Below are 11,550 nucleotides of genomic sequence, written 5' to 3'. Positions count from 1 at the left end.
TCCAAAGTACTGCTTTATGCAAAGCAGGTATCCGCAATAAAAACGTGTGAATTTGTTTAATGGTTGAGCAGGCTACCCGAGGTGAGTGGCCGATACAATGCTCCCAGAGGCCACTATGATCTGTTCAGACCAGATGATTTTACTGAACTTTTGTTTTTTGTATTTTTAATGCAATTAACTTATTGATAATTAATGGATATGAGTAGTTTTTTAGTGTTTATACTCTATTTTTTGACTTGGTGAGATCTATGTCAGATTTTTGTAAGTAACATTTAATAGATGACTGTTCCGTAAGGCTAAGTGTGATCTGTGTTTTAATTTGTTATTATTTGAAAAATTAGTTTTAAGTCCGCATATGAAGGGTGTTTCCTGCCCAAATTCTCTATGTTTCTCTCAAAACATAGGTGAGTTAAATTTGTTCGTTTTGATGTTTTATTGATGGCTTTATGAATAGTGATTTTTAAGAAGTGAGTACTCAAAAGATGGAAACACCAGTCGTTGATTTGTGGCTTTGTTCTCTAAGCAATTTGGATGAAGGTACTGATCATGTGTCGTGCCTTAAACAGAAACTGACCGACGATGAAGTCGCTAAGGTTGAGCGTTATCGAATGCCTTCATCTCAGATCCAAGCGCTCTATGTTCGTAACTACTTACGAGAGGTTCTGTCGATCTACTCTGATTTGACGGCTGAAGAGTGGCGATTTGAGTATGGTGAAAAAGGCAAACCAAGCTTGATTGCAGAGCAGCAACACAAAACCGGACTGAATTTCAATATTAGCCACAGTCAAGATCATTTACTGATTGCTGTCTGCCGAACGAAAGGGCAACCACTACAGCTTGGGGTGGATATAGAACATGCAAGAAGCTCGACCAACATCGCGGCGATCATGAAGCATTACTTTTCGGAATTTGAGATTAACGATTTACTCGAGCTGGATGAGGTATCTCAAAGAGAACGTTTTTTTGATTTGTGGGCACTGAAAGAGTCGTACATCAAAGCGACAGGTAAGGGGTTGGCCACATCATTGAAAAGTTTTTCGTTCGATTTTTCCAATCTAACTCAACAAACGCTGCCAGTTCATTCGTCGGGTTTACGACCAGAGTTACATGGAGGAATCATTGTCCATAACGGTGTAGGGTTGGATGCTGCTGAAAATGACAATACTTCAACAGATTGGCAATGCAGTTTAGGAAGGCTGGATAACCAGTTTCGATTTGCCGTGACGCTTGGTGGTGCAACGCTTCCTATGCAATTAGAGATTAAGTGCTTCCCCAAATCGAAGCTACTTGGCTGAGTTTACGTTCGTTACACTAGAACCTTTAGCTTCTAATCTTGAACACGGCTCGCTCTCAGCCATTCGTAATATTGGCTAACTCGTTTCGCCAAGCATCGCTTTTAATACTTCTGCGGGTACAGGCTGAAGTTGTTTGTCTTTATCTAGGCAAACCATCTCGATATCACCAATCACGGCAGGTTTGGTTGCATCTTTACGCCATACCTCTTGTCGCCATAAGGTTTTGTATTTGCCATCGAGCTCAAAAGAGGTTCGGATATCGCAGATCTCTGCGAACTCAACGCCGTCTTGAAAGGTCATATTGGCTTTATACACCGCAAACCCCAGTCCATGTTCATTCCACAACTCTGCCAGTTTATCGCTGCCCAACACATGCTCGCGCGCACGCTCAAAGTATTTAAGAAAGTTAGGGTGATAAACCACACCTGAGTGATCGGTATCTTCGTAGTAAATCTGTACTGGGTGATGGTAGATCTGACTCATGGGTAGCAACTCTTGGTAAGTAGTGGATCAGTAAATCTGACTAAGTTGTGCAGCACTCTACAGGATAGGTTGAAATTACTTCAAGGCATCATCGTGAAAGGGGCTTTTGGTCAGACCTCATTTATCACTGATGCTTTGGTCAACTCCCACCCATTTACAAATATTCTATGTGTCATTTTCCACCCATTAATTTTTGTAGCGAGTTAGCGACAACTGCAGGCAGATCTGATGAAGCCTTGCGGTTAAAGGCTTGTTAATGAATTGTGTCAATATGGCGCGCTAATTGCCTTAGTGAAAGCACGCAGTTCCCATTGAAGGGCTGCTTTGTTTACTAAGGAGAATAATAATGTTTAAGCCTCTTACCCTGCTGTCTGTATCTGCTCTGGCGCTCACAAGTTTTAATGCTGCTGCAAACTGTGACCCTGGTGAAATCGTGATTAAATTCAGTCATGTAACCAATACCGATAAGCACCCGAAAGGCATCGCCGCTTCTTTACTGGAAGAGCGAGTAAACACAGAAATGAATGGAAAAGCTTGTATGCAAGTTTTCCCTAACTCAACACTTTACGATGATAATAAGGTACTGGAAGCCCTGTTAAATGGTGATGTTCAAATGGCGGCGCCATCGCTGTCAAAATTTGAGAAGTTCACTAAGAAATACCGCATTTTTGACCTTCCTTTCCTATTTGAAGACGTAGAAGCCGTTGACCGTTTCCAAAACTCAGAATCTGGTGAAAAGCTGAAGAACGCGATGAAGCGTCGTGGCCTGCAAGGTCTTGCGTTTTGGCACAATGGCATGAAACAGATGTCGGCGAACAAACCTCTTATCAGCCCTGAAGATGCAAAAGGTTTGAAATTCCGTGTTCAAGCATCGGATGTATTGGTGGCTCAGTTTGAACAACTGGGTGCTAACCCACAGAAGATGTCTTTCAAAGAAGTATACGGTGGCCTACAAACTAAGGTTATCGATGGCCAAGAGAACACATGGTCAAACATCTACGGTAAGAAGTTCTTTGAAGTACAAGACGGCGTGACAGAAACTAACCACGGTATCCTTGATTACCTGGTAGTAACGTCGAACGACTTCTGGAAAGACCTACCTGAAGATGTACGTACGCAACTTGGCACAATCGTTCAAGAAGTGTCTGAGACTCGTAACGCAGAATCTTCAAAAGTTAACCTAGCGAACAAAAATAACATCATCGAAGCGGGTGGTGAGGTTCGTACGCTTACGCCTGAACAGCGTGAAGCATGGGTAACTGCGCTTCAACCAGTATGGAAGAAGTTTGAAAAAGACATCGGTTCAGACCTTATCGATGCAGCGTTAGCTTCAAACCAATAACACCGCTAAGGGAGTGGCGAGTATTCGTCACTCCTTATTAAAACAATTATAAGCGGAGTCAATTATGGAAAAGCCTCAAATGGAACAACCAAATTCTAGCGAATCAGCACTGGAAACCTCTCTTTTTTCCAAAGTCGGAAGAGTTACGGATGTGATTGAAGAGTCACTAATCGCATTTTTCCTTGGCGCAATGACGCTACTTACTTTTGCCAACGTGGTATTTCGATACGCATTCAATGACAACATCTTATGGGCACTGGAACTGACCGTGTTCATGTTTGCTTGGATGGTGTTAGTGGGCGCATCTTATGGCGTTAAAAAACACTTCCACATTGGTGTTGATGTGATCATCAACCTTGCCCCAGAAAAGCTACGCAAAGTGTATGCGCTCATCGCCGTGACAAGCTGCCTAGCATTTTCAATCTTACTTCTTATCGGTTCTTGGAATTATTGGTACCCATTCGCGACCGATCGCGCATGGTACGAGACCGACGATATTCCAATGCCAGAGATGCTTCAGTTTCTTGCTGACTGGCTGAATGAAGGCGAGCGATACGAGAAACTGCCACGTTTTATTCCTTATATGGCGCTGCCGATTGGTATGGCAATGCTGACGTTCCGATTTATCCAAATCGCTTATCAAGTGGCGACGGGAAAGCTTGACCGCATGATTGCAGGCCATGAAGCCGAAGAAGAGCTGGATGCATTGAAAGCTGATGTGTTAGCGGGTTCTGATGAAGACGCGACAGCGGTATTGGATTCGACTAAGCAAAACAAGGCGAACGAGTCGGGTACAAAATCTAACGGTAAGGAAGACTAATCATGGCAATGTTATTTCTATTTTTAATGGTAATTGCTTTCATGTTGGTCGGTGTACCAATTGCAATTTCCCTCGGTTTATCGAGCGTAATATTCTTATTGATGCACTCAGATGCGTCATTAGCTTCAGTCGCACAAACGCTGTTTAATGCATTTGCAGGCCACTACACACTCTTAGCGATTCCTTTCTTTATCTTGGCCTCTAGCTTTATGTCTACTGGTGGCGTGGCGAAACGTATTATCCGTTTTGCTATCGCGATGGTGGGTTGGTTCCGCGGCGGCTTGGCGATGGCGTCGGTTGTGGCATGTATGATGTTCGCAGCCCTTTCTGGTTCATCTCCTGCAACGGTAGTGGCGATCGGTAGTATCGTTATCGCAGGTATGATCAAAAACGGCTACTCAAAAGAGTTCGCGGCAGGGGTTATCTGTAACGCAGGTACGTTGGGGATCTTGATTCCGCCGTCCATCGTGATGGTGGTATACGCGGCGGCGACCGATGTATCGGTAGGTCGTATGTTCTTAGGTGGCGTTATTCCTGGTTTGCTGGCGGGTGTGATGTTGATGATTGCTATCTACATCGCAGCACGTATTAAGAAGATTCCGGCACAGCCATTTGTGGGCTGGGGCGAGATGTTCGCAGCTGCGAAAGATGCGAGCTGGGGCTTGCTGCTGATTGTCATCATTCTAGGTGGTATCTACGGCGGCATCTTTACTCCGACAGAAGCGGCGGCAGTGGCTGCGGTGTATGCCTTCTTCATTGCCAACTTTATCTATAAAGATATGGGGCCTTTCGCTGACAAGAACAATACAAAGCCTGCTTTGGTTAAGGTGTTCCAAACGTTTTTCCATAAAGACACCAAAGACACACTTTACGATGCAGGCAAGCTGACGATCATGCTGCTGTTTATCATTGCCAATGCTCTGATTCTTAAGCATGTACTGACCGAAGAACGCATTCCTCAAATGATCACTGAGTCTATGCTATCTGCGGGCTTGGGTCCGATCACCTTTTTGATTGTAGTAAACGTTTTACTCTTGATTGGTGGGCAGTTCATGGAGCCATCAGGCTTGCTGATCATTGTTGCTCCTTTGGTATTCCCAATTGCAATTGCGCTCGGTATCGACCCAATTCACCTAGGTATCATGATGGTGGTGAACATGGAGATAGGGATGATAACGCCGCCTGTCGGGCTCAATTTGTTTGTGACCGCAGGTGTCGCGAAGATGTCGATGATGAACGTGGTAAAAGCCGCATTGCCGTGGGTTGGGGTGATGTTCTTATTCCTGATTATCGTCACTTACGTACCTTGGGTATCAACATGGTTACCAACCACCTTGATGGGACCAGAGATCATAACCAAGTAGCTATTTGAGTCATTCACTGACATGGAATTTAATCCATAAAAAATGAGGAGGTCGCTAGACCTCCTCATCTATATTTCTGCCACGATTTGAATGAGGCTTTATCTGCTCATACAAAGCGCGTTTTGCCTCTAATTCTGGCGTGTGTAGATCGACATGATTGTCAGCATAAAAAATACCATCTATCTCGAAAGTATCGGTAATCGATGGCACTTTTGTTTTCTCACCCATAACCACTTCCTTATTATATTTATTGCATAACATCCTGTTGTCGAAATAAGTATAGGTGATCTTGCTCCCAAATCTAATTTAGTTTGGTTCTACCTTATAAGATTCTTTCGTTAGCTGGTGCTTTTGCATCTTATCGTAGAGGGTTTTCCTCGGTAATTGCAGCCTCTCCATGGTCTCTTTTATACTGCCATTGCATTCAATAAGTGCCTGCTTCAACGTATTTTTTTCAAAGTCAGATACCAATTCTGCCAAAGACAGTTCTTGAGTAGTTTCAGTGGCGCTGTCTGATAAGTGAGAAAGCTTACCTAAAAGTACAAAACGCTCTGCAGTATTACGTAATTCTCGAACATTTCCCGGCCAATCATGAGCCAAAAGTGCGTGCAGCTCCTTTTGTGGAAGGGCAGGGGCAGTCTTGCCATAACGCGCCGCAGCGACCAGTAGGAAGTGGTGGAAGAGTGCTGGGATATCTTCTTGTCGGCTTCTTAACGGCGGTAAATCTAAGGTCACAACATTGAGTCGATAATAGAGGTCTTGGCGGAAAGTGCCTTCTTCAGCGGCTTTCTTTAGGTCGACTTTAGTTGCCGCAATCACTCGAATGTCTAGAGGGACTAAACCATTAGACCCAACTCTTTCGATGACGCGTTCTTGCAAGACGCGCAACAGGCGAATTTGTGCCTGCATTGGCATGGACTCAATTTCATCTAAGAATAGAGTTCCGCCCTGAGCAAATTCAAATTTACCGACACGTTTGCTTTCTGCGCCAGTGAATGCCCCTTTCTCATGGCCATACAGTTCACTCTCAATCAGATTTTCAGGTACTGCGCCGCAGTTGACTGCGACGAAGTTTTGTTCTCGCCTGCTGCTTTGTTCATGCAGAGAGCGTGCAACTAATTCTTTGCCAGTGCCTGTTTCGCCAAATAGCAATATGTCGGCATTGGTATCGGCAACGTGAGTGATGATAGACCGCAGCTCCGTCATTGATTGCGTGTCACCAATGATCCTTGGACCAAGTGCTTGGCTGGCTTTAAGTGAACGTTTTAACTCAAGGTTCTCGAGGGTGAGCTGACGTTTTTCTATCGCTCGCTTAGTGGTTTCGACTAGGCGTTCATTAGCGAAAGGTTTTTCAATGAAGTCATAGGCGCCGTATTGGATGGCTTGAACGGCCATTGAAATATCGCCGTGACCAGTAATCATGATCACAGGGATCTCTTTGTCTTTGTGCATTACGGTGTTGAGCAGATCATGCCCGGATAGACCCGGTAAACAGATATCAGTGATGATCACGTGAGGTAAGCCGTTTTCTTGAATCGCGAGCAGAGCAGACTCCGCGTCGGGAAAGAATTCGGCATCAATGTTGGCGAGCTCGAAGCTCTGTTCTATCGCCATTCTTAGGTCGGATTCATCATCAATGAAATAGACGTGACACATAGTGATTCCTTTACTTCTTTGTATTCTGGTTATTGCTGAGTTTTTGCTTGCTGTTCTTGTTCAACAAGGGGCAGCTCTATGCTGAATCGAGCACCGCCTTGAGGGCTACTACCGGTAACGAGCTTGCCATTTATTCCGCTGATTATTTGTTGAGAAATCGATAGCCCAAGTCCAAGTCCGTTTTTCTTGGTGGTATGGAAGGGTTCAAAAAAGTGTCCGTTCGAAGGGGAGGTGAAGCCGGGACCATTATCATCGACATGAATCAGCAAGGTCTGGGCTTGTTGATGGTCGGACTCCCTAATCTCTAACAGAATAGCTAATTGTTTATCATCTTGTTGTTCCATCGCCTGAATCGCATTAGTCAGCAGGTTAATGATCACCTGTTCCAGTTGAATAGCGTTGGCGAGCACGCAAGCATCAAAGATTTCAGGGAGTTCGTTGACCTTAACTCGTTCACTCTTGAGCTGTGGCTTCATCAGCTCTTTCGATGAATGTAAGATAGGGAGTATTTGCAAGGTGTGCAGTTCTTCCGCAGTAGATTTTTTGGCGAACGAGCGAAGCTGGTGGCTGATTTTCGCCATGCGATCAGTGAGTGCCGAGATTCGCGATAGATTGTCATCGACACGATCGGTTTTTTCTTTGGCAAGAAACAATCGGCCGTTGTCGGCATAACTGCGAATCGCGGCAAGCGGGTTATTCAGTTCGTGACTGATGCTCGCTGACATCTGCCCTAGCACTGCTAGTTTGGCGGCTTGGATGAGCTCGTCTTGGGTTTGCCTCAGAACATGCTCGGTTTCGATACGGTGTTTGATCTCAACATGTAACTCCGATGTACGTTCAAGCACTTGAAATTCGAGTTTTTGCTTGGCTTCGGATTGCAGCCTGTCTATCTGTGCTCGTCTTTGTTGTCTATGGTGGTTGAGCTGCATTGTTAGATAAATAATCGCAAAGATTAGGCTCAAAACAACAAGGTAAGCAACCAAGTCCCACCAAACTAAGTGGGTTGGAGAAAATACCCGTATGGTGAGTCTTGGTTCGGCTAGGAAACGCGAAGAACTAAAGAACTGCTCTTGGACGAGTTTGTGTGGCGACTCAATACGACTGGTGGCACTGTCTAAATCGCCGGAGAAGTGCAGGCTTTCTATTTTTGTATCGAGATACTGCCTGCTTTCTTGAATTCGAGTGTGTTGTACTTCGCTTAGCGGCTGAAGGCTTTTGAACAGCCACTCAGGGTTACTCGACATAAATACAATTTGATCTTTATCGTCAGCAACAAAAAAACTCTGTTTGCCTTTCCAACTTGCTTCAATCAGCGATAAATCCATCTTTACGACAATGACGCCAATAATCTCGGCGGCATAGGAGACGGGGTAAGAATAATAATAGCCTCGCTTTCCAGAGGTTGAACCTAGCGCAAAATATTGATTTTCATTGCCAATAATCGCTTCTTGAAAGTAGGGGCGGAAAGCAAAGTTACGACGAATAAAAGAACGCGGTTGATTCCAGTTACTGGCTGCAATGGTGGTGCCGATACTGTCTAGTAGGTAGGTGTCGGATGCTTGAATCACCGAGTTTACGTGCTCTAGATAACGATTAGTGAGTTCGATTTGCGCAGAGTTACTTGGAGAGTGCAGGGCATCGACCAGCTCTTTGTCTTTTGAAAGCAGCTCGGGAATGTGCGCGAACTTATCCAATTGGCTTGAAATATGAACAGAAAAGCGGTCCAGCTTAGATTGATGATCATTTAACAAACTTTCATGGCTCGTGCTCCACACCCAATGACCGCCAAACACCATCAGTAAACTGTATGTGACCATTAACAGTATTGGGATTTTAAAAGCTTGAAACATGAAGGCTCTCCGCTGATTTCTTTGGTAAACAATCAAGCCTGTCTTCTCTCGTTTATGGTAGCAAATAGCGGTAGTTTTTGCTGAAAGCAGAGAGTGAACAGATGGATGTAGGTTAAGGGTTTGTAACGGGGATTGTTGAAAAAGTTATCGACTCTGAGGGGTAAAACAAGAGCAAGATCTCTTTTTAAGGTTTTTAGCAAAAAAAGCCCTCGATTCCCTTGAAAAAGTCGCTATTGTCCCCATTTCTGTTGTGCTAAGTGATGATTTGATCGTTTTTGTATCACTTAGTTGGACGAATTTAGAGCATTCATCATCATGCAGAGGTGAACGGCTCGACAGAGATTAAACAGATCGCTAGAATGTCGCGTCTAAAATTTCTGTCCTGAGGCTAATCGGAGATACCTTTCTTGTTTCTGAAAACAAGCTTTATTGCGTTTTAATCGACGTGTGAAGAACGAAGATATCGCTGATTAGTCTGGTGTTTGGTTGAATAATCAATTCAGACATCAATGCTCGATTTTAAATTAGGTGTTCGGATAGAGCACTACACAAGGATGCAGCCAACAACGTCTGCTTTTGAATTAAAGCTAAGTTACGGCTCATATGCTCAGATTACTGAGCCAGTTTTGAGGTTTATATAATGCAAGTTACTGTTGAAACGCTAGAAGGCCTAGAGCGCCGTCTTAATATTACTGTTCCTGCTGCTAACATCGAAGATGCAGTTACAGCTGAACTACGCAACATCGCGAAAAACCGTCGTTTCGATGGTTTCCGTAAAGGCAAAGTGCCAATGAAGATGGTTGCTAAAATGTACGGCAAAGCAGTACGTCAAGACGTGATGGGCGAAGTAATGCAACGTCACTTCATCGAAGCGATCGTTAAAGAGAAAATCAACCCAGCTGGCGCACCTACTTTCGCACCAGTTGAAAACAACGAAGGCGCTGACCTAGTATTCAACGCAACTTTTGAAGTTTACCCAGAAGTTGAGCTGAAAGGTCTAGAAAACATCACTGTTGAGAAACCAGCAGTAGAAGTTAAAGAAGCTGACGTTGAAGAGATGATCGAAACTCTACGTAAGCAACAAGCAACTTGGACTGAAGTTGAAGCTGCTGCTGACGCTGGTTCTCGTGCAACTATCGACTTCGTTGGTTCTATCGACGGTGAAGAGTTTGAAGGCGGCAAAGCTGAGAACTTCCCACTAGAGATGGGCGCTGGTCGCATGATCCCTGGTTTTGAAGACGGTATCGTTGGTAAAACAGCAGGTATGGAATTCGAAATCGACGTAAACTTCCCAGAAGATTACCACGCTGAAAACCTAAAAGGTAAAGCAGCTAAGTTTGCAATCAAAGTAAACAAAGTTGAAGCTCGTGAACTTCCAGAACTAAACGAAGAATTCGTTGCTAAGTTCGGCGCAACTGACGGCGTTGAAGGTCTTAAAGCTGAAGTTCGTAAGAACATGGAGCGTGAGCTTAAGCAAGCTGTTAAGAACCGCATCAAAGAGCAAGCTATCGACGGTCTAGTTAACGAAAACAACATCGACGTACCTTCTGCTCTAATCGATCAAGAGATTGGTGTTCTACGTCAACAAGCTGCTCAACGTTTCGGTGGCAACACTGAAGCTGCTGACCAACTTCCACGTGAGCTGTTCGAAGAGCAAGCTAAACGTCGCGTAGTTGTAGGTCTTCTACTTGGTGAAGTAATCAAGACTGAAGAGCTAAAAGCTGACGACGAGAAAGTTAAAGCTATCATCGAAGAGATGGCTACAGCATACGAAGATCCAACAGAAGTTATTGCTTACTACGAGCAAAACGAGCAAATGATGAACAACATGCGCAACGTTGCTCTAGAAGAGCAAGCTATTGATGCAATCATCGCTAAAGCTCAAGTTTCTGATAAAGAAGTTAGCTTCAACGAGCTAATGAATCAGCAACCTGCTTAATATAGTAATATCTGACGTAGAAGGTTGACGTACGGTCAACAATTCTGCTAACAATGGTCCGTATGATTTAATCATTCGGGCCATTTATTTTAGGGACATAAGAATATGAGCTACCAAGAAAAAAATACAATGCCATCGATTATGGACGCACTAGTTCCTATGGTGGTTGAACAGACTTCCCGTGGTGAACGTTCTTACGATATTTATTCTCGTCTATTAAAAGAACGTATCATTTTCTTAACAGGTCAAGTGGAAGACCACATGGCAAATCTTGTCGTGGCTCAACTGCTTTTCTTGGAATCAGAAAACCCAGACAAAGATATCTATCTTTACATCAACTCACCTGGCGGTAGCGTAACAGCAGGCATGTCTATCTACGACACAATGCAGTTCATCAAGCCAAACGTGAGCACAGTATGTATGGGTCAAGCTTGCTCTATGGGTGCATTCTTACTAGCGGGTGGTACTCCTGGTAAGCGTCACGTGCTTCCAAACTCACGTGTAATGATTCACCAGCCACTTGGCGGTTTCCAAGGCCAAGCGTCTGATATTCAAATTCACGCGCAAGAGATCCTAACGATCAAACAAAAGCTAAACAAACTATTGGCAGAGCACACAGGTCAGCCTCTAGAAGTTGTTGAGCGCGATACAGATCGTGATAACTTCATGTCTGCTGATCAAGCAGTAGAATACGGCTTGGTGGATTCAGTTCTTAATCACCGCGGTCAATAATTGCAGGGCAATTGTTTAACGCAAAGTGATTCAAATTGATATACACTCAAGCATAGAGAGTTAAGGCTA

The 11,550-nt window shown here is 44.2% G+C and carries 10 protein-coding genes and 1 pseudogene; 7 read left to right on the top strand and 4 right to left on the bottom strand.

What is annotated here, in order from left to right; translation table 11 throughout:
- Positions 1-482 precede the first annotated feature (482 nt).
- Complete coding sequence (locus LMH68_RS03500) at positions 483-1,295, top strand: 4'-phosphopantetheinyl transferase family protein (RefSeq protein WP_017060627.1); 813 nt, start codon at positions 483-485, stop codon at positions 1,293-1,295.
- A 75-nt stretch (positions 1,296-1,370) separates the two neighbouring features.
- Here the strand turns inward: LMH68_RS03500 and LMH68_RS03495 are convergent, their stop codons facing one another.
- Positions 1,371-1,778, bottom strand: coding sequence for a thioesterase family protein (locus LMH68_RS03495; protein WP_004736070.1), 408 nt, complete (start codon positions 1,776-1,778; stop codon positions 1,371-1,373).
- 346 nt (positions 1,779-2,124) lie between these two features.
- Between LMH68_RS03495 and LMH68_RS03490 the strand changes: the two genes are divergently transcribed.
- The 3 genes from LMH68_RS03490 to LMH68_RS03480 all read left to right on the top strand — a co-directional run bounded on the left by LMH68_RS03490 (position 2,125) and on the right by LMH68_RS03480 (position 5,304).
- A complete protein-coding gene (locus tag LMH68_RS03490) occupies positions 2,125-3,120 on the top strand; it encodes a TRAP transporter substrate-binding protein (protein WP_017071719.1) in 996 nt (331 codons plus the stop codon).
- A gap of 64 nt (positions 3,121-3,184) precedes the next feature.
- Positions 3,185-3,940 (top strand): TRAP transporter small permease, encoded by a 756-nt coding sequence (locus tag LMH68_RS03485; protein WP_108180561.1) that lies wholly within the window; start codon positions 3,185-3,187, stop codon positions 3,938-3,940.
- A 2-nt stretch (positions 3,941-3,942) separates the two neighbouring features.
- The gene (locus LMH68_RS03480; protein WP_017060625.1) at positions 3,943-5,304 is read left to right on the top strand and encodes a TRAP transporter large permease; all 1,362 of its coding nucleotides are present in this window, start codon (positions 3,943-3,945) and stop codon (positions 5,302-5,304) included.
- A gap of 54 nt (positions 5,305-5,358) precedes the next feature.
- On the opposite strand, the gene LMH68_RS03475 is transcribed toward LMH68_RS03480, so the two are convergent.
- The 3 genes from LMH68_RS03475 to LMH68_RS03465 form a co-directional block, all read right to left on the bottom strand.
- Complete coding sequence (locus LMH68_RS03475) at positions 5,359-5,532, bottom strand: hypothetical protein (protein ID WP_017060624.1); 174 nt, start codon at positions 5,530-5,532, stop codon at positions 5,359-5,361.
- A gap of 78 nt (positions 5,533-5,610) precedes the next feature.
- Positions 5,611-6,960, bottom strand: a complete 1,350-nt coding sequence (locus LMH68_RS03470) for a sigma-54-dependent transcriptional regulator (protein ID WP_102429104.1) — start codon at positions 6,958-6,960, stop codon at positions 5,611-5,613.
- A gap of 29 nt (positions 6,961-6,989) precedes the next feature.
- Positions 6,990-8,810 (bottom strand): sensor histidine kinase, encoded by a 1,821-nt coding sequence (locus tag LMH68_RS03465; protein ID WP_229647709.1) that lies wholly within the window; start codon positions 8,808-8,810, stop codon positions 6,990-6,992.
- 163 nt (positions 8,811-8,973) lie between these two features.
- Here LMH68_RS03465 and LMH68_RS03460 point away from each other — a divergent pair.
- From LMH68_RS03460 to clpP, 3 genes and pseudogenes are all read left to right on the top strand, one after another.
- Positions 8,974-9,156 (top strand): annotated as a pseudogene (locus tag LMH68_RS03460) (hypothetical protein); the annotation flags it as partial.
- Between the two features lie 294 nt (positions 9,157-9,450).
- A complete protein-coding gene (gene tig, locus LMH68_RS03455; protein WP_017060621.1) occupies positions 9,451-10,749 on the top strand; it encodes a trigger factor in 1,299 nt (432 codons plus the stop codon).
- Positions 10,750-10,854: 105 nt separating this feature from the next.
- Positions 10,855-11,481 (top strand): ATP-dependent Clp endopeptidase proteolytic subunit ClpP, encoded by a 627-nt coding sequence (gene clpP / locus LMH68_RS03450; protein WP_004736080.1) that lies wholly within the window; start codon positions 10,855-10,857, stop codon positions 11,479-11,481.
- The last annotated feature ends 69 nt before the right edge of the window (positions 11,482-11,550 follow it).

It is taken from the genome of Vibrio sp. F13 (genome assembly GCF_020806305.2).
In the GTDB taxonomy this organism is placed as follows: Bacteria; Pseudomonadota; Gammaproteobacteria; order Enterobacterales; family Vibrionaceae; genus Vibrio; species Vibrio crassostreae_C.
This window is presented reverse-complemented; position numbering and strand designations above follow the sequence as displayed.

Excerpts from the sequence above, each read along its gene's own strand:
- LMH68_RS03500 (WP_017060627.1), top strand. The coding sequence starts at position 483 with ATGGAAACACCAGTCGTTGATTTGTGGCTTTGTTCTCTAAGCAATTTG.
- LMH68_RS03495 (WP_004736070.1), bottom strand. The coding sequence starts at position 1,778 with ATGAGTCAGATCTACCATCACCCAGTACAGATTTACTACGAAGATACC.
- LMH68_RS03490 (WP_017071719.1), top strand. The coding sequence starts at position 2,125 with ATGTTTAAGCCTCTTACCCTGCTGTCTGTATCTGCTCTGGCGCTCACA.
- LMH68_RS03485 (WP_108180561.1), top strand. The coding sequence starts at position 3,185 with ATGGAAAAGCCTCAAATGGAACAACCAAATTCTAGCGAATCAGCACTG.
- LMH68_RS03480 (WP_017060625.1), top strand. The coding sequence starts at position 3,943 with ATGGCAATGTTATTTCTATTTTTAATGGTAATTGCTTTCATGTTGGTC.
- LMH68_RS03475 (WP_017060624.1), bottom strand. The coding sequence starts at position 5,532 with ATGGGTGAGAAAACAAAAGTGCCATCGATTACCGATACTTTCGAGATA.
- LMH68_RS03470 (WP_102429104.1), bottom strand. The coding sequence starts at position 6,960 with ATGTGTCACGTCTATTTCATTGATGATGAATCCGACCTAAGAATGGCG.
- LMH68_RS03465 (WP_229647709.1), bottom strand. The coding sequence starts at position 8,810 with ATGTTTCAAGCTTTTAAAATCCCAATACTGTTAATGGTCACATACAGT.
- tig (WP_017060621.1), top strand. The coding sequence starts at position 9,451 with ATGCAAGTTACTGTTGAAACGCTAGAAGGCCTAGAGCGCCGTCTTAAT.
- clpP (WP_004736080.1), top strand. The coding sequence starts at position 10,855 with ATGAGCTACCAAGAAAAAAATACAATGCCATCGATTATGGACGCACTA.